Origin of the sequence: Mesorhizobium sp. M1406, from assembly GCF_040317555.1 — a bacterium.
GTDB lineage: Bacteria > Pseudomonadota > Alphaproteobacteria > Rhizobiales > Rhizobiaceae > Mesorhizobium.
This window is the reverse complement of the sequence record NZ_JAMYKW010000033.1, coordinates 1-22,176: the sequence shown is the minus strand read 5'-3', so window position 1 is coordinate 22,176 and position 22,176 is coordinate 1. Positions and strand designations below refer to the sequence as shown.

The 22,176-nt window shown below is 63.4% G+C and carries 22 protein-coding genes; 11 read left to right on the top strand and 11 right to left on the bottom strand.

Annotated features, from left to right (window positions below; all coding sequences use genetic code 11):
• Positions 1-205: 205 nt before the first annotated feature.
• Positions 206-511: a hypothetical protein gene (locus NKH03_RS23190; protein WP_352871458.1), complete on the bottom strand. Its 306-nt coding sequence runs from the start codon at positions 509-511 to the stop codon at positions 206-208.
• 361 nt (positions 512-872) lie between these two features.
• Here NKH03_RS23190 and NKH03_RS23185 point away from each other — a divergent pair, with 361 nt between their 5' ends.
• Positions 873-1,166: a hypothetical protein gene (locus tag NKH03_RS23185; protein ID WP_352970723.1), complete on the top strand. Its 294-nt coding sequence runs from the start codon at positions 873-875 to the stop codon at positions 1,164-1,166.
• 193 nt (positions 1,167-1,359) lie between these two features.
• Here NKH03_RS23185 and NKH03_RS23180 read toward each other — a convergent pair whose 3' ends face one another.
• Positions 1,360-2,034, bottom strand: coding sequence for a Crp/Fnr family transcriptional regulator (locus NKH03_RS23180; RefSeq protein WP_352871461.1), 675 nt, complete (start codon positions 2,032-2,034; stop codon positions 1,360-1,362).
• Positions 2,035-2,573: 539 nt separating this feature from the next.
• Here NKH03_RS23180 and NKH03_RS23175 point away from each other — a divergent pair.
• On the top strand, positions 2,574-2,789 hold the full coding sequence (locus NKH03_RS23175; RefSeq protein ID WP_352871462.1) for a hypothetical protein: 216 nt from the start codon (positions 2,574-2,576) through the stop codon (positions 2,787-2,789).
• 46 nt (positions 2,790-2,835) lie between these two features.
• Here NKH03_RS23175 and NKH03_RS23170 read toward each other — a convergent pair whose 3' ends face one another.
• The 4 genes from NKH03_RS23170 to NKH03_RS23155 form a co-directional block, all read right to left on the bottom strand.
• Positions 2,836-3,201 carry a hypothetical protein gene (locus tag NKH03_RS23170; protein WP_352871464.1) on the bottom strand — a complete coding sequence of 122 codons (366 nt, stop codon included), beginning with the start codon at positions 3,199-3,201 and terminating at the stop codon, positions 2,836-2,838.
• A gap of 77 nt (positions 3,202-3,278) precedes the next feature.
• The gene (locus tag NKH03_RS23165; RefSeq protein ID WP_352871465.1) at positions 3,279-3,488 is read right to left on the bottom strand and encodes a hypothetical protein; all 210 of its coding nucleotides are present in this window, start codon (positions 3,486-3,488) and stop codon (positions 3,279-3,281) included.
• A 195-nt stretch (positions 3,489-3,683) separates the two neighbouring features.
• The gene (locus NKH03_RS23160; protein WP_352871467.1) at positions 3,684-4,361 is read right to left on the bottom strand and encodes a Crp/Fnr family transcriptional regulator; all 678 of its coding nucleotides are present in this window, start codon (positions 4,359-4,361) and stop codon (positions 3,684-3,686) included.
• Positions 4,362-4,404: 43 nt separating this feature from the next.
• Positions 4,405-4,755, bottom strand: coding sequence for a hypothetical protein (locus NKH03_RS23155; RefSeq protein ID WP_352970721.1), 351 nt, complete (start codon positions 4,753-4,755; stop codon positions 4,405-4,407).
• A 178-nt stretch (positions 4,756-4,933) separates the two neighbouring features.
• On the opposite strand from NKH03_RS23155, the gene NKH03_RS23150 reads away from it, so the two are divergent.
• Entirely contained in the window at positions 4,934-5,137 is a 204-nt protein-coding gene (locus NKH03_RS23150) for a hypothetical protein (protein ID WP_352871469.1), read from the top strand.
• A gap of 407 nt (positions 5,138-5,544) precedes the next feature.
• On the opposite strand, the gene NKH03_RS23140 is transcribed toward NKH03_RS23150, so the two are convergent.
• On the bottom strand, positions 5,545-6,576 hold the full coding sequence (locus NKH03_RS23140; RefSeq protein ID WP_352970720.1) for a hydroxyacid dehydrogenase: 1,032 nt from the start codon (positions 6,574-6,576) through the stop codon (positions 5,545-5,547).
• A gap of 145 nt (positions 6,577-6,721) precedes the next feature.
• Between NKH03_RS23140 and NKH03_RS23135 the strand changes: the two genes are divergently transcribed.
• Together NKH03_RS23135 and NKH03_RS23130 are read left to right on the top strand one after the other, a co-directional pair.
• Complete coding sequence (locus NKH03_RS23135) at positions 6,722-7,771, top strand: LacI family DNA-binding transcriptional regulator (protein ID WP_352871474.1); 1,050 nt, start codon at positions 6,722-6,724, stop codon at positions 7,769-7,771.
• Positions 7,772-8,111: 340 nt separating this feature from the next.
• Positions 8,112-8,321, top strand: coding sequence for a hypothetical protein (locus tag NKH03_RS23130; RefSeq protein ID WP_352608685.1), 210 nt, complete (start codon positions 8,112-8,114; stop codon positions 8,319-8,321).
• A 211-nt stretch (positions 8,322-8,532) separates the two neighbouring features.
• On the opposite strand, the gene NKH03_RS23125 is transcribed toward NKH03_RS23130, so the two are convergent.
• Positions 8,533-9,729, bottom strand: coding sequence for an FAD-dependent oxidoreductase (locus tag NKH03_RS23125; protein ID WP_352970718.1), 1,197 nt, complete (start codon positions 9,727-9,729; stop codon positions 8,533-8,535).
• Between the two features lie 96 nt (positions 9,730-9,825).
• Positions 9,826-11,322, bottom strand: a complete 1,497-nt coding sequence (locus NKH03_RS23120) for a glucosamine inositolphosphorylceramide transferase family protein (protein ID WP_352970779.1) — start codon at positions 11,320-11,322, stop codon at positions 9,826-9,828.
• A 250-nt stretch (positions 11,323-11,572) separates the two neighbouring features.
• On the opposite strand from NKH03_RS23120, the gene NKH03_RS23115 reads away from it, so the two are divergent.
• On the top strand, positions 11,573-13,666 hold the full coding sequence (locus tag NKH03_RS23115) for a GumC family protein (RefSeq protein ID WP_352871478.1): 2,094 nt from the start codon (positions 11,573-11,575) through the stop codon (positions 13,664-13,666).
• Between the two features lies 1 nt (position 13,667).
• Complete coding sequence (locus NKH03_RS23110; protein WP_352970716.1) at positions 13,668-15,011, top strand: VpsF family polysaccharide biosynthesis protein; 1,344 nt, start codon at positions 13,668-13,670, stop codon at positions 15,009-15,011.
• Here NKH03_RS23110 and NKH03_RS23105 read toward each other — a convergent pair.
• Together NKH03_RS23105 and NKH03_RS23100 are read right to left on the bottom strand one after the other, a co-directional pair.
• The gene (locus NKH03_RS23105; protein WP_352970714.1) at positions 14,974-16,233 is read right to left on the bottom strand and encodes a glycoside hydrolase family 5 protein; all 1,260 of its coding nucleotides are present in this window, start codon (positions 16,231-16,233) and stop codon (positions 14,974-14,976) included. The two genes, NKH03_RS23110 and NKH03_RS23105, sit on opposite strands and share 38 nt — an antisense overlap.
• Positions 16,230-17,399, bottom strand: coding sequence for a DUF1972 domain-containing protein (locus NKH03_RS23100; protein WP_352970712.1), 1,170 nt, complete (start codon positions 17,397-17,399; stop codon positions 16,230-16,232). The genes NKH03_RS23105 and NKH03_RS23100 overlap by 4 nt, the downstream gene beginning before the upstream one ends.
• A gap of 318 nt (positions 17,400-17,717) precedes the next feature.
• Here NKH03_RS23100 and NKH03_RS23095 point away from each other — a divergent pair, with 318 nt between their 5' ends.
• From NKH03_RS23095 to NKH03_RS23080, 4 genes are all read left to right on the top strand, one after another.
• Entirely contained in the window at positions 17,718-18,887 is a 1,170-nt protein-coding gene (locus tag NKH03_RS23095) for a glycosyltransferase (protein ID WP_352970710.1), read from the top strand.
• Positions 18,884-20,191 (top strand): polysaccharide biosynthesis protein, encoded by a 1,308-nt coding sequence (locus NKH03_RS23090; RefSeq protein WP_352970708.1) that lies wholly within the window; start codon positions 18,884-18,886, stop codon positions 20,189-20,191. The genes NKH03_RS23095 and NKH03_RS23090 overlap by 4 nt, the downstream gene beginning before the upstream one ends.
• Positions 20,192-20,199: 8 nt before the next feature.
• A complete protein-coding gene (locus NKH03_RS23085; RefSeq protein WP_352970706.1) occupies positions 20,200-21,429 on the top strand; it encodes a GNAT family N-acetyltransferase in 1,230 nt (409 codons plus the stop codon).
• 27 nt (positions 21,430-21,456) lie between these two features.
• Positions 21,457-22,176: GNAT family N-acetyltransferase (locus NKH03_RS23080; protein WP_502913549.1), on the top strand; the 720-nt coding region annotated here is incomplete at its 3' end.

Genomic DNA, 22,176 nt, shown 5'->3' with positions numbered 1-22,176 from the left:
AGCGCCGCCCCTCATCGCCCGCCGGGCACTTCTCCCCGTATAATGACGAGGAGAAGGGCAGTCATCGATGGCTCCGCTGATTTGCCTGCGTCGCGGAAGAAGAGCCCAGGTTGCGGCGAGTCACCTTCTCCCCGTCACCATACGGGAAGAAGGTATCGGCAGGCGGATGAGGGGCAGCGCTGGCCCTCATCGATCCAGTGGGCGCCTACTTGCTGCCACCGATCGCTTTCGCGTTGCTGCAGAATTCCGGATGGGTGTTGGTGGGGTTGGCGTTCTTGGACTCGTCCTCGCAGGCCTTCATCATCGCCGTCTGGTCGTCCGGCGTCAGCGCCTTCCAGGCTGTTGCGAAGGCGTCATTGCTGACCATCGTCTTCATGCTGGAGTCGGTGTAGAAGGGCTGCATCTTGGCCGGATCGTCGAGAGCCGACGTGCCAGTGTCGCCGGCAGCCAGAGCCGAGCCGGCAACCATCGAAAGCGTCATCGCGCCGAAACAGATCATCTTGATTTTCATGGTGTCATCCTCCTGTTGCTTTGAGATCGTAGAGTAACGATCGTCCTGAAAAACGACAGGTTCGGATGAAAGTTCCAAGATTCAGGCCATCTCGGGTAAAATACAATCGGAAAGAAATTGAAACTTTTTCGGATTTTGCTCGTTTCGGCCAAAGCGGGATTCCATGACAGGAATCATTTGCCGCGCAATTAGGATTGCGCGGTGGTCATGCCCAAGGGGGCCCCCTGTATTTACCGGTCTGGACAATAGGGAAATTGTACGATTCGTACAATCCGGCTATCCAAGCCGCGCGAATGGGCGTATTGCCGGTGGCAAGAGCGACCTCGGATCGGCCTCTCGACATCATGCGATGGAGGGCGGTTTGGATCATATCGATCTGCTCAAGCTTCTGGACTACACGCACGCTCAATTGAGCACGATACGCCAGGTGCTCGCGGCAAGCGGCCACGCCGACACCATGTTCGCCATCGATTGTCTTCTCGGCGCGGCGGCAGAACAGACCAGATGCAAGCTCGCGAGCCTTGAACACGCCGGGATGCCGGTTGGCCGGCACGGCGCGTGGGATGCATGTGGGGAGGCACGGACCGACGAGATCATGCCGTTGGGCAAGCCGGCCACGGGGAGCCCGAAACCGCGGGCCAGGCGCGCGTCTTGAGCCTTTTCTCAGCCCTTCTTCGAGCATCCGGGCACAACGGACGAGTTCGAAGGGCTTTGGCACCAGATGCCACCTTACTCGTTGCCTCTGCCGCTGGTCATCCAAGCGACGGATAATATCGACCGCGGCACCGGTTGCGCCGCGACTGTCGAGAGGCTGCAGGCCCTAAAGCCTGACAACGAAACTTGATATGTCAGGCTGCGCCGATCTCGCCGATCAGCCTGACGTATTCGGCCTCGGGGTCGCCGTAACTGCCATTGGCCAGCTCGATCAGCCCGGCGCGGTCGCGAATGATGATCTCGCCCCGGCGCGCCCGGATCAGCGCGCGACCTTCGAGCAGCTGGAGGGCGACGGTGACGCCTGGCCGCCTGACGCCAAGCATGATGGCCAGGAATTCGTGTGTGATGGTGAGGTGTTCGCCGGGAACCCGGTCGTCGCACATGAGCAGCCACCGCGCCAACCGCTCCTCCAGCTTTAGCCGTGCGTTGACGAGCGCGGTGCAGCCGGTCTGGGTCTGGAGCGTGTTGACGAAGCGCAGCAGGAACATGCGCAAGGTCGCGCTTGCCGCCAATGCCGCTTTGAAAGGGCCGGCTTCGATGCGGATCGCTTCGCCTTCGAGCTGCACAAAGCAGGCATGCGCGGAGCGGTCGTCGCCCATCACCAGGCAAGATCCGGTCATGCCTTCGAAGCCGATGAAGCCCACTTCGGCCTCGTGGCCGCTCGTCGTCCTGGCGACCACCGAGCCAATGCCCTGTTCGATGAAGTAGACGGCTTCGATCGGGACATTGGGAGTCGCCAGCATCTTACGCAACGGCAAATCGCAGCGCTGCATATGCGGCTGGAGCAGCGCGAGGTCATCCGCACTCATCCGCCTCAACAGCTCATTCCGGTGTTGATGGTTTTTGCTGGAATCCGGCTTATCCGAATTAGTCATGGCACAGCCCAATGCAGGGCAAGAGCCATCCGATCTCCCAGCCGTCCGCGCCCGTAAAAACGTGCGGACGATCACCTGTGTATAGGGGCTTTGGACAAAAAAATCTAGGAATTCGATTCACGGCGCCCCCCAACGCCGCTCGCATACGAAAAGATCGACCCAAACGTTAGTGTCGGAAACGTACCAAGCGCCGCTTGGTACAAAACCGACATATTGTCCGAGAAAGGCGGATCACGTTGTCTGGGACGCGGATCGCGGGGCGGGGCCAATAAAATCCGCCGGCTAACGACAAAGGCGCCATCTGATATCCGGTCCTGCAAACCCTTCGAAAGCCAGCCAACGGCACAGTTTGCCGGGGGAGAATTGTACGATCCATACAGTGACTACGCCAATATTGACTCTCCCCGCAGGCAAATTAGATTTTCCACCACAGCGTCTGGCAAGTGGGGCGCTGCTCGGAGTGGGGGTTTCTCATGTCGAGCCTTAACAAGCGCCATCCCTGCTTTCATCCTTCCGACCTGCAGCTGTGCCAACGCGTCTTCGATCAGGTCTGCTTCGAACGCAAACTTGACCGGATGTCGCTGGAGCCGGACGTGCAGGAGCTGGCAGCCACGGTGTTTGCTCTTTTCGAGGATGGCTGCAGCAATGAAACCGAATTGCTCGACAGTTTCAGGCGAACACGCCAATGACCAAGGTCAGGGTCACGTCCTCGACGCCCGGGGTTGAAAACGAGCCTTACGACGCCGCGGTCTTCGCAAAGAAATACGGCATGTCGGAGAAAGCCGCGAAGGTCGTGCTGTTCGCAAATGGACCGTCTAGAATGGCTTGCGACGCTGCCGCGCGCTCCTTTATGGAAGCGGTCGCGCGCAGGTCGAAAAAGCAGCCATGAATGCTGAAGATGTGCCGAGGCCGACCGCCGTTTCCATCGAGCGTATCGATTGCCAGTGGGCCGTCCAGATCGTCGAGGACGGTAAAATCACACGGCGTCTGTTCGAGTAAGAGCAATTCGTCCGGAATTTTGCTGCTGGTCAGCGTCCTCTCGTTGGCCTGCCTGTGATGGACGGCACATGAGGCGCCGCAGAAAATCACGGGCAAGGCCATTTAGGCGCGTGCCCTCCAGAACCGCTGGTTCAGGGTGGTCCACGAAGCGAGGGGTGTTCGAATACGTTGAGACAAGCTCACCTCACGTCGATCGTTTTGCGTGTCGTCTTTCGCGCGCCGGGCTTGCGCTTTGCCGCTCCGGTCGAAGCCGGCGCCTCCGAGGAAAGCCGCAGTTCTCGCAGCCGCGCCGTCTTTGCCTCACGCGCCTGGCGCTCGATGGCGATGATCGATTGCGCCTCGCGGGTGGCACGTTCGATCCGGTCTTTATCCTGAGGCAGTCGGGTCAAGGAAGTTCTCCCCTTTCGGTGGCACTCAAAATGCCGGCCGAGAGGAAATGTTCCGGCGACAAGTCGTCCAGGACGGAAAAAATATCATCCCGGTCCGATCTCATTTGTCATTGAGCGCATGCGCATAGCCGCGAGGGGGGCGCCGGCCACGAAACGGGTTAGGCCGACCAAGGGCAACGGGCTCTGTCTCGGTCTTCAGTCCCCCGAACCAGTCTCTCCCAAAAGCCTGATATATTCAGTTTCCGGCTCCCCATATCCGCCATTGGCCAGCGCAATCAGTCCAGGGCGGTCCAGTATGACGACCTCACCCCGGCGCGACCGGATCAGAGCAAGACCTTCCAATTCTTGAAGGGCGATGGTGACGCCTGGCCGTCTTACGCCCAGCATCGTGGCGAGGAACTCGTGGGTGATGGAAAATCGCACCCCCACCACGCGGTCATCGCACATCAGCAGCCACCGAGCCAGGCGGTCCGCCAACTTCAGCCGCGCGTTGACAAGCGCAGTACATCCGGTCTGGGTCTGTAAAGAATTGACGAAGCGCAACAGGAACAATCGCAACGTGGGACTGGTCGTTAAAGCCGCATTGAAGCTGCCTGCGTCAATGCGCATTGCTTCGCCTTCGAGTTGCACGAAGCAGGCTTGCGGTGCGCGGTCGTCGGCCATCACCAGCGAATACCCAGCCATCCCCTCAAAGCCGATGAACCCGATCTCGGCCTCGCGTCCGCTGGACGTGCGCGCGACGACCGACGCAATTCCGCGCTCTATGAAATAAACGGCTTCAATAGGCACGTCGGGCGTCACGAGGGACATTCTCAGCGGCAGGGCTACCCGGTGCAAACTCGGCTCAAGCAGCGCAAGGTCCTCGGCGGTCATCCTCCGCAGCAATTCATTTCGGAATCTTGACTGAGAGGAGGTCTCACAAGCCGGTGCCTGGCCAGTGGCAGTCGATTTTGGAATTTCGCAGTTCAAAGTGTAACTCCCGCAGGGCGGGAGTACGATCGACACTCTCAAGCGCCAGCGCCCGTTCAGTGGCCAGCGACAGAAACACTGTACGCTTCCGACAATCGGTTAGCGAGTCATTAGAAACGCTGCTTGAGAACCGCTGCTTGCTTGCATCTTTTCCCTGGAGGGCGTGGCGACGAATTGGCGGAGTGATCAGCACCATCAGCTTGAGGGAAGCGCGATGCTCCACCGCCACCTGAAGCAATTGTCTCGGCAGGGTATGGTTTCGCAAACTGTCCGAAAGCGTACCCAGAGACCCGCGCAATTGTTCGCCTGGCGGTAACTCGCTAGGTTTCCAGCGCGGCGGATCTCAGGAGCGCCTTGGCCGACGCGGGATCCGGCCCCCCGCCCAACCTGACCCTGCGTCGGCCAGCGATAAAGGTGCCTCGATCGCCGGGCCCATGTGAACGAGGACGCTTGATGCCGAGAGACAGACTCGTCTGATGCCAAGAGACAGATTTGAGTGCCTGCAGGAAACATCTGGCAGCTGGATGGTGTGGGACTACAAGAGCGGCGCTCCGGCAAGGCTGGGCGGCGCCGAGTTGCAAGGCCAGGACAAGCATCGGGCCGAGATAGCGCGCGACATCCTCAGGCGGATATTTCGGACCGGCCGGGATCCGGTCAAGGACGAGGCCACGGACACATGATGCTACTGGCCGTGCGTAATGAAAAACCCCGCCGGCCGGAGCCTGATGGGGTATTTGATTGGAGGAATTCCGGATCGAATGAGAAACGATCCGGGTGAAACACGCAAACGCCGCGCAAAGGTTCCAGCGCCGGCATGGCCTTGGAGTCGCGCTCTGGCGCTGAAGTTCGTCGCGGGACCGCTCTGGTCGGCGTCAGTCCGCCGACCCCGATGACGGGATTTGCTGCGCCGTCATGGCCGACAGCTTCTGCCGTTTGACCAGCACCGGCTTTTCATAGGTCTTCTTCATGGCTTCCCTCCGCAAAGTTCGATCGCGGCAGCGTCGTCGCCGGCCTCCTTCTTGTCAAGACGTCAAGGGTGGGCAAGGCGGGCAGGCATGTCCCCAGCCGCCAGCGCCGAAAACCTGGCTCAGTTCCTGTCGGCCGGCTTGGAGCGCATGCGCGACACCGTCTCGCGCTCGGCGCGCTTGGAGCGCAGCGGCGGCAGGCCGCGGTCGATCAGGTCCATGTCCTCCAGCACCATGTCGCCCATGCGCTTGAAGGCGATGTCGAGCGCGCCGGCGCGGTGGGCCGAGCGCAGGAAGCCGGGCAGGGCGCGCACCGGGTGATCCGGCGCCAGCGGTTCTTCCGGAAAGACGTCGCTGGCGGCGACGATATGGCCGCTCTTCACCGCCGCCATCAGCGCCGGAAAATCGACGACGCCGGCGCGGCTGAGCAGGATGAAGGCGGCGCCCTTGCGCATGCTGGCGAAGGCCTCGGTGCCGAGAAAGCCCTGGTTCTCGCTGGTCACCGAGGCGACGACGAAGACGAAGTCGCTGGTCGACAGCACATCGTCGAGCGAGGCCGGCTCGACGCCATTGTCGATGAGGATCGATGGCGGTAGCCAGGGATCGAAGACTTTGGTGCGGGTGCGGAAGCCCGACAGCAGCCGGTTCAGCGCGCGGCCGAGATCGCCGAAGCCGATGATGCCGACATCGGCGCCGGACAAGAGCCGCGCCGTCTGGTTGCCATCGCCGCCCCACAACTCCTTGCCGTTCCGGAAGGCGAGGTCGGCATCGACGATGTTACGGGCGAGGTTGAGCGCCATGGCCAGGCCAAGCTCGGCCACCGGTTCGGCAAAGACGAGGCCGGTGGTGACGACATGGATGCCGCGTTGAAACAGCGTTTCGTAGGGCATGTTGTTGATCAAATTGGTCTCGACATTGAAGACGCAGCGCAGCGCTTTCATCGCTTCCAGCGTCCGCGGCGAGATCGGCGGCTGGCCGACGATGTAGCGGGCCTCTCCCAGCACATCGGCCGGCAGTTTTGCAACGCCGTCGGCGGTGGTCTCGACGACACGGTATTTTGACTTGAGACGCGCCAGTTGCGGCGGTGTGAAGATGAGGTCGAGCGTGCGTGGCTCCGGCGCGCTGATGACCAGCGGCAAGGCATTGTTCGACATGATGATTCCTCCCGGCGCGATCCGCATCACGCTTTCTCGGGGCATTAATTACCTCGGATTAAACGATTTACAACCACGAAAAATCGATTTACTCACATCGGTGGCGGACAAGAATACTGACGTCCGCGCCTCGGGAGGAGGACCAATGGCGCATAGGCAGGCCCAGCAGCGGCGTCCGTCGATCCACGACGTGGCAAGCCGTGCCGGCGTGTCGGCCGCCACAGTCTCCAAGGTCATGGCCGGCGTCACCACGGTGAAGCCCGAGAACGCGCAGCGCGTCCTCGACGCCGTCGAGCTGTTGGGCTACCGCATCGATCCGCTGGCTTCCGACATGCGCCGGGCCAAGCGCCGCATCATCGGCGCCATCATGCCCGAGTTCGAAAGCGAGTTCTTCGGCCAGATGATCACCCAGCTCGAAAGCCTCGCCGAGCAGCGCGGCTACACGCTGGTGGCGGCATCGAGCCGTGAATCCGAGGCACGCGAAAAGGAGATCCTGTCGCGCATGCATGACTGGCGTGTTGCCGGTGTCGTGCTGGCGCCGGTGCGCAACGAGCATGGCCCGGCGGCCGCGTTCATGAAGGCCAACGGCATGACCGGCGTGCTGATCGACCGCGTGCTGTCCGACGACGCCTTCGACACCGTATCGGCCGACAGTGCTTCCGCGAGCGCCGAGGTGGCGCGCGAACTGATCGGCAAGGGCCACCGCCACATCCTGGTGGTCGGCCTCGGCGAACAGGCGGCCACGATGCGCGCCCGCCTCGAGGGCTTTCGCGCCACCGCACGGGCGCTGGTGCCGGATGTGCGCATCGACGTCGTGCTTGCCGAAACCGATGTCGAACCGCTCAGGGCGCAGTTGCGCGACTATTTTGCAAAGGGAGAGCGGCCGACAGCGGTCTACTCGCTGTTCCTCAAGGGTACGCTGGTGGCGCTCTCCGAATTCCGCCGGCGCGGCTGGCACTGCCCCAACGACATTTCGCTGGTCGGCTTCGATGACGCCGAATGGATGCAGGTGACATGGCCGGCCATCGCCGCCGTGGTGCAGCCGGTGCGCCAGATCGCCGGCCACGCCATGGAGGCCTTGTTTGCCAGGATCGGAGGTGGGGAGGGGCCGCCGATCGCGCGGCTCGAGCCTTGTAAGGTTTTGATGCGGGAATCCGTTGGCTCGGCAAGCTTGTCACAGCCAAAACCGACATGAACGAATTCGTCGGCCATCCATCGTCGGCGGCGACATCAGCGCAGCGACGCACGCACAAAGAGCCCAGAGCTGATGAATATCTTGGGGCTGCAAACCTTGTGATTGCGCGGTCCGGCGGCGCCGACAACATCTTCATCCATCTCGACACCTATCACATGCACATCGAGGAGAAGAGTTTCGAGGCCGGCTCGCGACGACGTACGACGAGCCTCAGTTGCATGACGCCCTCGAAGCGGGCGTCGGGTGTCGATGTCGGGAACGGACTTCAGCCTTGTTCGTTGAAATGGCAATTCGCCGATCGGACTCGGCGGGTGGATTCAGCAGAACGAAGGAGAGAGTCATGGCCAGCGAAGCCGACCGCGATCCACTGCACCATACCCAGAAGATGCAGGCACGCCTGCAGGACACCATAGATCATCTTCGCGAGGACATCGGCAAGGTGGACGAGCCCAAGTTCAAGGCGATGTTCGAAACCGCGGCAGAAGTCCTCGGCGGCCTGAAAAAGGCCTTCAGTGACTACGAACAAAAGAATGAGGCCGCCTGGCGCTGACTCCTGCTGGATGCTGTCGAGTTATTGGATGCCGTCCAAATGGTGGACGCGCGTCACGTGGGGGAGTTCCGGAAACGTGATGGGTGCTGTTTCAGCCCGCCGCTCACTGACAGGTTTTCCAGTCAGGGAGGGGCAGCACTGTTTCTTCAGTTTATCGAAGATGTCGAAGCGCCAACGCCTTTCTAGATGCTGTCGAGCGGAGGGCGGACGTCTAGGCTCGTTTCTCCGGAATAGGCTCGAGCGTCCGCCTCGGCGAAAAGTGTCTGATCTTGCGGCCGACTATAATCAGGCGACGGGCGGTGTTGTTGCGCAGCCGGCGGATACGCCATTCCAATCCGGTGTCGGTGGTGATTGCCTTGGCGTAGAGGCTGGAGCGCATGGCGGTAGCGTCGGCGGCGATCTTGATCGGGTCGTCGTAGAAGGCACAGATCTTGTCGACGCCCATGCCAGGCGTTTCCAGCCAAGCGGGGATGTGGGTCGACAGGCGATCGACATCGGTAGCCACCCGGCGGATGCCGTCACCTTGCGCTGGGCATGTCGTTGAGAACGCGTCGCCTATGAAGACGACGCCGCTCCGGCGGTGGCCACTGGTGGTTGTCAGGCTCACCTGTCTCAATTCGACCGGGCTGGCGACGGCGAAGTTGCCGCATTGCGCTGATATCTCGGGCATCAGTTGCAGAAGCATTTGTTGCGGATCCGCGCGAAACGCCTGCGTCCACGCCTCGGCAACGGTCCGGTAGACAAACATGTTTGCCCGCATCCGATTGCCGATCCGGAAGACGGTAAGAAAGGCAATGCGGTGCCCAATGCGTCTGGGGTAGAAGGTGAGGGAACGAGAACCGAATTCCTGCGGCGAGATCGCCAGGTCGAATCCGATCGACAGCGAATGCGCCTTCGACTGCTCAACGCGCTCCACCCCGATGGCGCGCCGCACCGCTTCGCTGTAGCCAGTGGCCACAACCAGCAGCCTGGCGTCAATGACGGTGCCGTTGGTGAGCACAAGGCGCTGCCGGTCCGGTCCAGTCGAGACCTCGGCGACCTTGCCGACCGTCAGCGGCACTTCCGGCGGCAGGGCCTCGCGCAGGCCATTTACCAGCGGGCCGTAGGAAAATCCGAACTCCGAGTCCTGCTTGCGCTTGAAGAACTGTCCGAAGCGGAAGACTTGGATGTCGGTCGTCGGAGTGACGAGGGGCCTGATGACGGGACCGAGGCCGATCTTGTCGAATAATTGCATCTGTTCGAAACGGGTTTTCTCGGCCCGGAACTCGTCGTGATGAACGCGGTGCGGATCGATCAACGCCATTTTGCGCCCGGCCTTGCCCAGCACGGTTGCCAAGGTGGTGCCGGCCAGTCCGGCGCCAACGATCGCCACTTCGACTTCGGTTTGGCCAGCCTCTGCAATACTCATTTCGCTGTCCTTTCTGATAGCAACTTCCAGAAATCCGCCGGACCCAATTCAACCTCAAGCAACCGGAGCGCGTGTCTGGTAGAAACAATGTTTAGGTTAGTCGCGGACCCGTCGTTTCCAGCGCGGTGCGATCGCCGAGCCATCGATGAATTCAAACCCGCCCGCCTCGTTGAGTGTGTGAAGTTTGCGTCCGCTCCATAGCGCACCTGGATTTAAGATGGTTTCAACGACCTGCTCCATGCCGATCAAATCAAGGTGAGAAATGCGAGCGATGCCGAGAGCCGCGCCATAGCTCCCGCGGCAGTCCTGCACCGGGCGCAGCAGGTCGTCGCCGCGCTTGACCATGCGGCCGGCCGGCCGCGCCGAGGCGATATCGATCAGCACGGGATTGTTCGGGTGCGGCGTCCAGGGGCCGCGAAAATCCGGCGCCGACCATAGATGCAGCGCGTCTGAGAAGGCTCCTCCGCCGTCGCGGATGGTGGCGAACAGCCACCAGGCGCCGCCATGCTCGACCAGCGTGGCGTCGCTGGCGACGACGCCGGATAGAAGCGTCGCCTCCTTGACCCATCCGCCGGGAAAGGCGGTGGCCCGGTAGAGATCGACCGTGCCGTTGGCGCAGCTTTCCGGGACCATCCAGACCTCGCCGTCACGCTCGAAGACGAAAGGGTAGGAGAGATGGTAGGGCAGCTCCAGCACCGGCTCGGGGCGGCCGAGCGGGCCGGCCGGGCCGAAGGGCACGGCGGAGATGATGGCCCGGCCCAGCCGATGGATATAGTCCTCGACGAACAGGGTTAGCTGGCCTTGGTAAACGATCGGGAACGGGTCGGCGTAGAAGCGGCTGCCGTCGTCCGGCAGCTCTTGCCAGCCCGATGCCGGATGATCGCGCAGGTCGAACAGATCGCGGCCGTTGGTTTGCCGCCAGCCGACCTTCCAGTGCGGCGCGTTGTAGCAAAGGTGGTAGATCTTCTGGACGATGCGCCGCGCCAGCGCCTTGCCGGCTCTTACGCCAAGCTTGCCGGCCGAGGGCATTGGCGGGGCAGTGGGTTGCGCCGGCTCGGGCAGATCAGGCACGGATCTGGCCGAGCCGGTCATCGCCGCGACGATCAGGCTGGCCGTGCGCGCCAGCATGTCCTGGAAGGAAGCGAGCGCGATGCCGCCATATTCGGTGCCCAGGCGCCCGGCGGCAATCGCAACACCGCTTTCCTCGATGCGGGCAAGCGGTATGCGGCCGGCGAGGATCAAGGCCAGCAAGGCCGCTTCGCCGCTGGCGCCATCATAGCTGACGCGCCAAACCCGCGTGCCTTCCAGCTCGACATCGCCGCAGAGGTCGACCACCAGGTCGGGCGAAGCGGGCGATTGCGTCCGGTAGGGAGCGAGTGCTGAAAGCGGCACACGCTTCGCCAGCCCATCATGGGACAGGCCGTGTATCGCCGTTTCGAGTTGAAACAGGGCCGCGGCGCTGCGCGGGATGCCGCTGCCCGCGGACCTAGCGTCGACGGACAGCTCGACATCATCAAGTGCTGCGAGGCGTTCCAGCAGCGCGACATGAAAGGCGCGGACGCAGTCGCCGTCCAGGCGCAGGCTTATCCGCATGTTGGAGACCCGAAAAGGCGGTATCCGGCCCCTGCCGACTAGGCCGATCCGGTCAAATTGTAGCCCCATCCGCATACGTCTCCGCTCGCCGCGCACCCAGCACCTCGGTATGTATATTTTTAAGCAAACCGCGTGCCAAAATTCACATGACCTCTCAACATAATTAACAATCTTTTAACAGTTGGAGGAATAGCTAGGTTAGTGCCGCAATCTGATCTTGCCGGCATATGGAATATTGTCGGAGGCAGCCATGCAATCATCCCTGCCAATGGTTGCTCAGCAACACTCTCCGGATGCGGGATCATACGCGGCTTCGACTGTCGAACTGGGCGATCTGAAGCGCATCCTGGTGCGCCGCCGGTTCTGGATCTTCGGCACCGTCGCGCTGCTGACGCTGGTCACCTTGCTCTACGGTCTTTTCACGCCCGCGCTCTACAGCTCGGCGGCGGAAATCCTCATCGATCCGCAAGACCTTCAGGTGGTCACCAACGACGTCAATCCGAGCCGTATCTCACCCGACGGCGGCATCACGCAGGTCGAGAGCCAGGTCAGCGTGGTCCAGTCGACAGGCGTGCTTATGCGGGCGATCGCGGCGACAAACCTGACGCAGGATCCCGAATTCAACGGGCAGGGCTTGCTGTCGCGCCTGCTCGGTTCGGGATCGGCCGAAGGCGACAGGTCGGGGCAGACGCTCGACGCGCTGCGCCGACGCCTGGCGGTGAAGCGGGCCGACAAGGTCCTGGTCCTCGACGTCATCGTCACCGCCAAGAGCGCCGACAAGGCCGCCCTTCTGGCCAACGCCATCGCGCAGGCCTATCTGGTCGACCAGGCGAGTGCGCGCGCGAAGATGGCCAAGGACGCTTCCGAATCCATCACCGCGCGGCTGGACGAGCAGCGCAAACGCGTCCAGCAAGCCGAAAACGCCGTCGAGGCCTACAAGTCGGCCAACAATATGGTGATGGCGGCAGGCAATCTGGTCAGCGACCAAGAGCTGACCGAGATCAACACGCAGCTTTCGGCGGCGCAGAGCCGCACGGCGGCGCTGAAGGCGCAGGTCGACCAGATGCGCCGCAAGAGCGGCACGGCGGATGCAACCTCGGAAGCGATGCGCTCCGCGGTGATTTCAAGCCTGCGGGCACAGGAGGCGACGCTCGTTGACCAGGTCTCGCAGCTCGGCACGGAACTGGGGCCGCGTCATCCGTCGCTGATCGCGGCCCAGCAGCAGCTGCGCGACACGCGCCAGCTCATCGCACGCGAGCTCGGCCGCATCGCCACCGCCACCGAGACCGACTACGAGCGGGCGCTCGCCAACCAGCAGGCGCTGGAAGCCAAGGTCGCCGGTATGAAGAGCAAGTCGCTCGACACCGACCAGGCCTCCGTGCGGCTGCGCGAACTGCAGCGCGATCTCGAGGCGGTGCGCTCCGTCTACGCGAACTATCTCCAGCGTGCCCAGGAGACGCGCGAGCAGATCAATGTCGACAGCACCAATGCGCGCATCATCTCCAACGCCATGCCGGCCCTGAAGAAGAGCTGGCCGCCGTTTTCGTTACTGTTGTTCGGCGCGATCTTCGGCGGCCTGGGGCTCGGCACCGGTCTGGCGCTGATCGCCGAATATTCCTCGCCGACGGTGCTTTCCAGCGCCCAGATGCAGTCGGCCATCGAGGCGCCGGTGCTGGGCGTGGTGCCGGCAAAGTCAGGCACTGTCCGCCGCTGGTGGCCGTTCGGCGGGAGTGCGGCCGCCGCCTCCAGCCAGAAGACCGATGCCGTCGTCGGCCTTGCGCTGAGGCGCATGTTCAGTTCGGGCCAGCGTCCGCCGGATTGGCCGCTGGTGCCATCCATCCTGGTGACATCGTCGCCGGGCGAGGGCGCGCAGCGCAGCCGGGTGGCACGCTTGCTGGCCAATACAGCAGCATCCAGGGGCAGCCGTGTCCTTTTCATCGATGCCAATGCCAGCGGTGGTGGCCAGAAGGACGCCCAGCCGGGAATCCTCGACGTGCTGCGCGGCGAGTATGCGTTCGAGGCCGTCAGCCACTACGCGGCCGGCAGCAACGTTGCGGTGCTCGGTACGGGCCGCTCAAAGGCGGTCTTCCAAGAAGCGCATGGCATCTACTACGCGCAGCAAATGCTGGCCCACGCCAGCCGGAGCTTCGAACTCGTCGTCATCGATGGCGGCGCGCTGGCTGACAATCTCAATGCCTCGCCGCTGGTTGCCATGGTCGACGAGATTGTGCTCGTCGCCACGCTGAACGCCACGCCGATACGCGACGTTACCGCGACGTCGCAAGCTGTTTCCGTCATGGGGCGGTTGCCAACAGCCGCCTTGCTGGTCGACGAGGCGGCCTGACATGGCCACCCCTTGGGCTACCAGTTGGAGCGGAAGCGCTTCGAACCATGGTGCCGCCGCGCGACGCGCCGGCACGTCGGTCGATGCGCTGACGCGCCACGGATTGGTCGCGGCGGTGGCGATTCTGTTTAGCGTCTCGGGCGGCATGCTGTGGCTGGTGGGCTACAATTACGACGGCCTGTTCGGCAACCCGGCGACCAAGATCCACCCGTCCACCTATCTCATCGTGCTCTTGCTTGCCTGGCGCTCCTGCACCTTCGGCAATCCGGTCGGCTATATCGTCCATGTCGCCGACAGGCGGCCGGCCAGCGCGCTGATGGCCGCCATCTCGATCGTGCTCCTGTTCGTCGTCATCGCCAGGCAGCGTCCCGGCATGGCCGGCATGATCGATACGTTCGTGGCCGCGGCACTTCTGGTGCTGATGCTCAGCGAGGACGACGAACGAACATTCGCCGGGCTGCAGACCGTAGTTCACGTGGTCATGACTGCGAATGCGTTGCTTGCCCTTTTCGAGTTCGCCACCAAGACGTTGATTTTCCCCTATCGCCTCGACGGCGTGGCGTTTACCACCGATCTGCGCTCAAGCGCGTTGCAGGGGCATCCGCTTGCCAATGCCATGGTGACAGCGATCTATGTGCTCGCGCTGTTCTCTGGCGCCAGATCCCTGTCGACGCCTGTGCGCATTGGGTTGATCGGCCTGCAATTGGCGGCACTCGTCGCCTTCGGCGGTCGCTCCGCGATGGTGACGACGATCGTGCTCGGCGGCTGCTACCTGCTTTCTCAGGGCATCACCAAATTGCGCCGGGGACGGGTCAACCTGCTGGGCGCGGCGCTCGGCTTCATGCTTGCCGCGCTGCTGCCGGTCGTCATCGCCGTGGCGGCATCCTACGGCTTCTTCGACGCACTGCTGGAGCGCTTCGTGTCGGACAGCGGCAGCGCCAATGCCCGCGTCGAGATGTTCGAGCTCTTCAAGTACCTGGAGGTGCGCGATCTGATCGTGGGGCCGGATGTCGATCTGATCGACAGCCTGCGCCGTATCAACGGTCTCGAACAGGGCATCGAGAACCCGATCATCCGCACGATCGTCTATCAGGGCGCCTTCTTCACCCTTTTGCTGACATTCGGCTTCGTGCTGTTCTTGTTTGAGGTGGCGCGCCGCTGCCATTCCGGCATCTGGCTGCCGATGCTGAGCTGGATCATCCTGATCAACACCTCCGAAAGCGTCGCGTCGAAGACGACGCTGCTGACCAAGTTCGTGGTGATGGCCCTGGTGCTGTACCGGCCGGCGCGGGCGGTGTTGAGACCGGTCAGTCCGCAGGCATGGCCAGGCCAAGCGCAGCGATGATATCAGGGTCCAGCGCCCGCGTGGTGTCGTCCATCATGCCCATGCCGTCGAAGAGATCCCAGAACGCCCAGGGGAAGCCAAACGCCTCGGCGCTCCGCCTGACATCGGCGATGTAGCGCGCCCGATCCGGATTGGGCGCGGCGACATAGCGCGCGTCGGTGCGCAGCGCGCCGAACTCGCCCATGACGATGCGTTCCGGCGCAAGGCCGTGGACGTCGGCCCAGGCGCGAACCTCGCCAAGATACTTGTCGACAAACCAGCGGTCGGGCCGGGCGTCGAAATAGACTTTCAGCACGCGCTCGGTTTCGGCATAAGCGGCCTGCTTGGCGTCTTCAGGGGTTTCGGTGTCCTGCGCCATGCGCGCCCTGACCGACGCCAGCGTCTGTTCCAACGAGCCGGCGGATGCCGGCCACGGCACATTGTTGAGCGACCGGTAGACGGGCTCGCGCATCCACGGCGCGCCCTGATGGCTGAACAGGTAGGGCTCGTAGAAGTGGAAGCTGAACAGGATCGGCTCGAACGGCGAGAGCGGCTCCGGATCGAGCGCGGTCAATCCGCTCACCATCGAGCCGCAGCCTCCGGTGACGACCAGCGGCAGGGTTGCGGCCGACGCCCTTGCCGCTGTCAGAAGTGCAAGCTGGATTTGCGACCAGACATTTGATGCGCAGGCCTGCGCCGGCTCGTTGACCGGTTCCAGCGCTATCCTGCCGGGCTGGAACCGCTCCAACCTGCCTGCAAGCTCGCCGACCAGCCCGCGATAGAGATCGAAGGCGGGCGCGGCGGTGCTGGAGATCATGCGGTCGGGGTTCCAGTAATGGGTGGCGCCATTGGCCTGGACGTTGACGATGATACCGAGATCGCTGTCGAGCGTGACGGTGACGGCCGCGTCCACCATGTCCAGCAACTGACCGCGCGTCTTGGCGTCGGCGGCCAGGAAAGGACCGGGATCGACGGGCAGACGGATGAAATCGAGCCCGGTCTGGCGTAGCCGACCAAGATCGTTTGGGGTCGGCACCGGGCGTTGCGACTGGAAAGGAGGCCAGTCATAGTCGGTACGGGGTGCGGGAAATTCGCGCGTCAGCGAGAACCACGGCCAGGCGTTGACGCCGCGCCGAAACCGCGGTTCGGTGGCGCGGGCGATCGGTGCGATCGAGAGAGGGCCAAGGGCCGCCGCCGTGGACAGCGCCGTCCGCAGCACCCGCCGGCGCGACCAACCTGTCATGCGGTGCCGGCTGATGCGCGATTGGTCGCGAGGGCTTCGGCGGGGCTGACACCGAGAAGCCGATAGGCTTCATTTTCATAGGCAGTCAGGACATCGTCCCAGCGGAAGGCTTCGCGGGCGCGCGCCCTCGCCGCATTGCCGCAGTTGCGGACAAGTTCGTCATCGTCCAGCGCCTGCCGCATCCGCTCGGCGCAACTGTCCTTGTCGGTGAAGTAGATCGCCGCCGCACCGGCGGTCCACCTGTTGTAGGGATTGTCGTGCGCAATCACCATGTTGCCGGCCGCCAGCGCTTCGACCAGCGACGGGTTGGTGCCGCCCACCGTGTGGCCATGCAGATAGGCGCGTGCGTGGAAGCGCAACGCCTTCACCGTTGCCTGGTCGTAAATGGCGCCCGGCAGGACCACCGAGCCGTTCGCCGCCTTGCGGATGGCGGCATGATACGGGATGTCGTCGGACAGCGTTCCCAGCACCACCAGCTTCATGTCGCGCTTGGCGGAGCAAAAGGCTTCGACGATCGTCAGGATGTTGTTGTCGGGTTCGATGCGCGCGATCGAGACCAGATAGCGCCCGGGCTCGAGGCCGAGCGCCCGGATCGGCGCCTCCGGTGCCGATGTCACCGGATCGGCGCCATAGGCGATGGTGGCGATGGCGCTGCGTGGCCGGCGCGTCGCCAGGTGATCTGCGATTGCGGGATGATCGGCGACCAGCCGATGCGAGGCCCAGGCGCCGATCCATTCGTTGAGCCAGAACCAGGTGCGCGCCGCGAAACCCCATTTGGGGCGACGCCACTCGATGCCGTCCATGTTGGTGAAGATCTTGCGCCGCTTCAGCCTGAGCCAGGTCAGGAAGACCGCGCCGTTGTAGCCGAGCACCAGGCAGACGCCCGGTCGCCTGGCGGCGTCGCGGACGCATTGCCAGTCGAATTCCAGTGTCGCACGCGGCCCTTTGGAGGCAACCTGGATGTGAATGAGCTCGATGCCGCGCCAGGTTTCGCTGCGCACCCGCCGGTCGATCCGCTCGACCTCATCCTGGCAATAGACGGCGACCTTCCAGCCTCGCCCGACAAGAAACAGCGCCAGTCTTTCGGCAAAGGTTTCAAAGCCGCCATGGGCCGCGGGTATGCCGCGGGTCCCCAGGATCAGAATGGCAGGCGTCTCTGGTTTCATGGGCGGCGGAACTTTCACGTGATCTCGGATATATTAGTGATTGCTGAATTCAGGGGAAGCAAGTGGCAACTTCCGTGCCATCTCCCTGTTTCAGCGTTCTTGGCAGCGATCATCGCGCGGGGTTGTAAAAAAACGGTGTTGAACCCGGTGGTTGTTTCATTCTCGGTCAACCCTTCTGTGCGTAGCTGTATCGAAACGAAGCAGTGCCAAGGTCGTGCGGCCGGTAGTCGGCCTACTGAATCCGGCATGATTCTTGCGGCAATGCCGCTGCACATTATCGCCCAGCGCGATGGTTGTAGCACCTGGCGGGATACAAAGATGCGGATTGCCTGCGTTCATCAGGGCTATGAACTCTATGGTTCCGACCGCAGCTTCGCGGAGAGCGTTGCTGCGTTGCGCGCCGCGTTTCCGTCGGCCGACATCGAGGTGGTTCTGCCGCGCGGCGGACCTATCGTGCAGATTTTGGAAGCCCATGCCAGCCGGATTGTCTTCGAACCGCTCTGGGTGCTGAGGCGCCAGGCCATCGCGCGCCTTGCAACGGTCGAGATAGCGCGATTGCCGGTTGCCGTTTTCAGGGCGTGGCGGCGTCTCAGGGATTGCGACCTCGTTTACGTCAACACCTCGATCGTGGCCGACTATGCGCTGGCCGCGCGCCTTCTTCCCCACAAGGCCGTCCTGCACATCCACGAGATTCCCGAAGGCGCCATGCGCAGGATACTCGTTGGCCTGATGCACTGGAGCCATGCGGATCTCATCTTCAACTCGCGCGCGACGCGCGCCGCGTTCGGCGATCCCAAGGCCGCGCGCACGCATGTCGTCTACAACGGCGTTGCCGGGCCGGCGACTGTCGAACCGACGACCTATGACGGCAAGCGTCCGTTGCGGGTGCTGCTGCTCGGCCGCATCAACCGGATCAAGGGGCAGGAGGTCCTGCTGGAGGCGATCGCCTCGATGCCGCCGGAGCTGCAGGCGAGGATCGAGGTGCGGCTGGTCGGCGGCGCCTTCGAAAGCACCGAGCGTGAGCGCGCTTTGGCCGAACTGGTCGAGACCATGGGTCTCTCCGGGCGCGTCAGCGTCTTGCCCTTCGTGTCTGACCCTTCGGAGCACTACCGCTGGGCCGATATCGTCACTGTGCCGTCGCGGCGTCCGGAATCGCTCGGGCGCGTCGCCATCGAGGCGATGGCCTATGGCCGCCCGCCGCTGGTGTCGGCGATTGGCGGGCTGGTGGAAGTGGTCAGCGACGGCGAGACCGGCTGGCATGTTCCGCCCGGCGACGCGGCAGCTCTTGCCGCGAAATTGCAGGAGATTATCCTGCGGCCCAAGGCCTGGCGCGGTTTTGTCGCTGCCGGGCGCGCGCGCTACGAGGCAATCTTCTCCGAGCCGGTCGCGGCCGCCGCGATCGCGGAGATCGCCGCCGACAAGCTGAAGATGACCATGGCGCGCCCGGGCAGGGCGCGGGCCGCCCGCGAAGCGGAGACACGGCCGTGAGGTTTGCGTTCCCGAGCCATCTGGTTCGACGCTTGGTGCTGATGATCGGCGGCGAGGCGATGCAGAGCGGCTTTCATTTTGCCCTCAACATCGCGCTGTTGCACATGCTGTCGGCGCAAGGCTACGGCCTCTTCGCCATCGCCATGGTGATGGGTGGCGTCGGCTTGTCCTACATCAGGTCGCTCACCGCCGTTCCCGCCAGCATATGGATGAGCAAAAGCACCAACAGTGCCGGCGTCGATGCCCATGATGTCGCCTTCGGAACGGCGGCGCTGATCGTGGCGTTGCTGATGGCCGTCGGCACGGCGATCTTGATGCATCTGCTTGGCGATCCAAGCGGGATTGCCGCCGGTTGCTTCGTCGGCGCCTGGTCGCTGCGAAGCCATATGCGCACGGCTTTCTTCGCGCGTCGCCAGCAGGTGGTCGTTTCCATCAGCGATGTCGCTTTTACGATCGTTGGCACCGTCTTGACCGGGCTGACGATCTGGCTGGCCCAAGACCCGCTGCAGATCGTGTTCTACGCACTTGCCGCGGCAAATGTGTTCGGCATTTTCGTCCTGGTTCGGCTGGCTCGGCGCACACTTCGCGTCAGCTTCCGTATGCCGACGCGGCGACGTTATATCAGGCTCTGGCACCAGCTGCGCTGGTCGGCATTCAGCGCGACCACAACCAACATCCAGGGTCAATGTCTGGCGCTGCTGGTCGCGGGCATTGCCGGGCCGGCCGCCTACGCACCGCTGGCGGCGGTTCTGGTGCTGTTTGCGCCGCTGCGCATCATCAGCCTTGCTATCGTAAACATGACGCAGCCGGATCTTGCCAGGCTGATACGGAACCACGAAACAGGCCGTGTTTGGGCGCAGGCAAAGATCTGGGCGCTCGTCATGGGGCTCGGCGGCCTGGTCTATGGGTGCGCGATCATGTTCGTGCTGCCGACAATAAAATCCCAGGCCCTCCAGGATGCCTCGGTCGGCTTCATCGGATTTTTCGTGATCGCGAATTTTGTCCCGATCATGCTCTACATCATGCCCCGCATCGTGCTTGAGATACTCGGCGATTTCCGGATCGTCGCGTTCACCACGACGGGCGGTGCGGTCGTCGGGCTGGTGCTGATCGCGATCCTGCTGGCGATTGCGTCTCCGCCGTGGGCGCTGGTGGGTTCAGCCGTCTCCGAGACCTTCGTGCTCGCGGCATCATGGTATTTCGCGCATCACCGCATATGGAATCTCGAGCATCCGGATGAGGCGCGCTACAGCCGATTGGGCTCGTGGCGGCGGGCAGTCCCGTTCGCAACGGCAAAACGATAGGAGAAGATATGGCAGGCCAGGCAGTGCAAAGTGCTGCGGCGACCGGCTTGTCCGAAGGGCAGGCATCCAGTCCCGTAACCATCGTCGCCAACGATGCCTACACGGCGCGATTGCACACCAGCCTGGAAGCGGCCAGGCCGCTCTGGCTGCGCTACCAGGCGGACGGCGTGTGCACCGCCCACCAGCACTATGCGTGGGCCGAGGGAATCGTCGCACGACTGATGCCGAAAGGCCCGGACGTGCTCATCGTGGAGGTGAACGACGCCGCGACCGGCGCGCCCCGGATGCTGGTGCCGCTGATGCGGCGATCGGCTCCCGGCCATCGGGTGATCGAATGGCTGAGCTGCGGCGTTTGCGACTATTCGGCACCGCTTCTGGCCGATGCGAGCCCGTGGACGAGGCAATCCGCACAGGCCGCGTGGGCGGCGGTGCGTTCCGTGCTGCCGCCGGTGGACCGCATCCACATCACGGGAATTCCGCAAAGGATCAGCGGCGTCGCCAACCCGCTGGCCTTGCTCGCGGCTACGCGCGATTCCCTTCATACCAGCTTCGGCCTCGCTATCGACGGCGACCCGGAAACCGTCCTCAAGCGCCTATGCAGGCCTTCGTTCGTCAAGGCCTTTAACAAGGATTGGCGCCGGCTCGAACGGCTCGGCGGCGTGGAACTGGTCGAGGCCAACACACCGGCCCTGGTGGAACTCATTTTCGGCAGCCTGGTCCGCATGCGGCTCAGCCGCTTTCGCGAATTGGGCCGTTTCGACCTGCTGACGCAGGGGGCGGCTGTCGACTTCTATCGAAACGCCGCCCTCGAGGGGCTGTCGGATGGATCGGTGCGGCTCTTCGGGCTGCGCGTCGGTGAGGCTCTGATCGCGGTCCAATACCTACTGATCCATCAAGTCACCGTTCATGCTCTTCTGATATCAATCGATCAGGGCGCGGTGCCCAACGTGTCACCGGGACTTCTGATCATGGGCAAGTTGATGGGCTGGGCGCGCGAGAAGGGTTTCGACTATTTCGACCTGTCGGTGGGCAACCAGAGCTACAAGGAGCATATGGGCGCCACGGGTTCGAGCCTGCGCGAACTTTGCCACGGGATTACGGTGCGGGGCAATGCCGTGACCACCGCCCTCGAGGTCCGCAACCATATCGAGGTGTTCGTGCGCTCCAAACCTCGGCTGCTCAAGACGATCCAGGGACTGATGCGGGGTTTGCGGCGCTTGCGTGGGGGACCGGAATGACAGGAAAAGCACGTGGCAAGCCGGACAATGCAAGTGGTTGCGATGACGGACGATGGGCCGGTTTCCCCGATTGCCGCCTGCGCCGGTGCCGGCACGTGCTATACGGCGCGGCTGCACACCAGCTTTGAGGCCGTCAAGCCGCTCTGGCTGCAATTTCAGGCGAATGGTGTCTGCACCGCCCATCAGCACTATGCCTGGGTCGATGGAATCGCCGCGCGGCTGATGCCCAAAGACGCGGACCTGCTTATCGTCGAGGTGAGCGACGCTGCTACGAGCGCGCCGATCCTGCTGCTGCCTCTGATGCGGCGCCGGGCCTTCGGCCATCATGTGATCGAGTGGCTGAGCTGTCGCGTGTGCGACTATTCGGTGCCGCTTCTGGCGGATGCGAGAGCGTGGACCAGGCCGGGTGCCGACGCCGTCTGGGCGGCGGTCCGCGCCGTGCTGCCGCCGGCTGATCGCATCCACATCACGGGAATCCCGCGGCAGATCCACGGCGTGGCCAATCCGCTGGCGCTGCTTTCGGTGGCGCGCGACTCCATCCAGTTCACCTCCGGCCTCGTCCTGCACGGCGACCCGGAGACGCTCATAAAGCGCATCTGCAAGCCATCCTTCGCCAAGACGTTCCACAAGCAGTGCCGCGCCTTCGAACGGCGTGTGGGGCGCCCGCGTGTTGGGGGCCCGCCCCGTGGGATTATAAAAAAAAACCAGCCCACCCCACAGAATAAAAGACGTGATTGGGGGGGGTGT

Bases quoted from the DNA above. Each gene is read 5' to 3' on its own strand.
- NKH03_RS23150 (WP_352871469.1), top strand. From the start codon at position 4,934: ATGCCAAGAGACAGATTTGAGTGCCTGCAGGAAACATCTGGCAGCTGG.
- NKH03_RS23130 (WP_352608685.1), top strand. From the start codon at position 8,112: ATGGCCAGCGAAGCCGACCGCGATCCACTGCACCATACCCAGAAGATG.
- NKH03_RS23190 (WP_352871458.1), bottom strand. From the start codon at position 511: ATGAAAATCAAGATGATCTGTTTCGGCGCGATGACGCTTTCGATGGTT.
- NKH03_RS23140 (WP_352970720.1), bottom strand. From the start codon at position 6,576: ATGTCGAACAATGCCTTGCCGCTGGTCATCAGCGCGCCGGAGCCACGC.
- NKH03_RS23100 (WP_352970712.1), bottom strand. From the start codon at position 17,399: ATGAAACCAGAGACGCCTGCCATTCTGATCCTGGGGACCCGCGGCATA.
- NKH03_RS23135 (WP_352871474.1), top strand. From the start codon at position 6,722: ATGGCGCATAGGCAGGCCCAGCAGCGGCGTCCGTCGATCCACGACGTG.
- NKH03_RS23175 (WP_352871462.1), top strand. From the start codon at position 2,574: ATGTCGAGCCTTAACAAGCGCCATCCCTGCTTTCATCCTTCCGACCTG.
- NKH03_RS23095 (WP_352970710.1), top strand. From the start codon at position 17,718: ATGCGGATTGCCTGCGTTCATCAGGGCTATGAACTCTATGGTTCCGAC.
- NKH03_RS23110 (WP_352970716.1), top strand. From the start codon at position 13,668: ATGGCCACCCCTTGGGCTACCAGTTGGAGCGGAAGCGCTTCGAACCAT.
- NKH03_RS23125 (WP_352970718.1), bottom strand. From the start codon at position 9,729: ATGAGTATTGCAGAGGCTGGCCAAACCGAAGTCGAAGTGGCGATCGTT.
- NKH03_RS23085 (WP_352970706.1), top strand. From the start codon at position 20,200: ATGGCAGGCCAGGCAGTGCAAAGTGCTGCGGCGACCGGCTTGTCCGAA.
- NKH03_RS23180 (WP_352871461.1), bottom strand. From the start codon at position 2,034: ATGAGTGCGGATGACCTCGCGCTGCTCCAGCCGCATATGCAGCGCTGC.
- NKH03_RS23170 (WP_352871464.1), bottom strand. From the start codon at position 3,201: ATGGCCTTGCCCGTGATTTTCTGCGGCGCCTCATGTGCCGTCCATCAC.
- NKH03_RS23160 (WP_352871467.1), bottom strand. From the start codon at position 4,361: ATGACCGCCGAGGACCTTGCGCTGCTTGAGCCGAGTTTGCACCGGGTA.
- NKH03_RS23105 (WP_352970714.1), bottom strand. From the start codon at position 16,233: ATGACAGGTTGGTCGCGCCGGCGGGTGCTGCGGACGGCGCTGTCCACG.
- NKH03_RS23115 (WP_352871478.1), top strand. From the start codon at position 11,573: ATGCAATCATCCCTGCCAATGGTTGCTCAGCAACACTCTCCGGATGCG.
- NKH03_RS23120 (WP_352970779.1), bottom strand. From the start codon at position 11,322: ATGCGGATAAGCCTGCGCCTGGACGGCGACTGCGTCCGCGCCTTTCAT.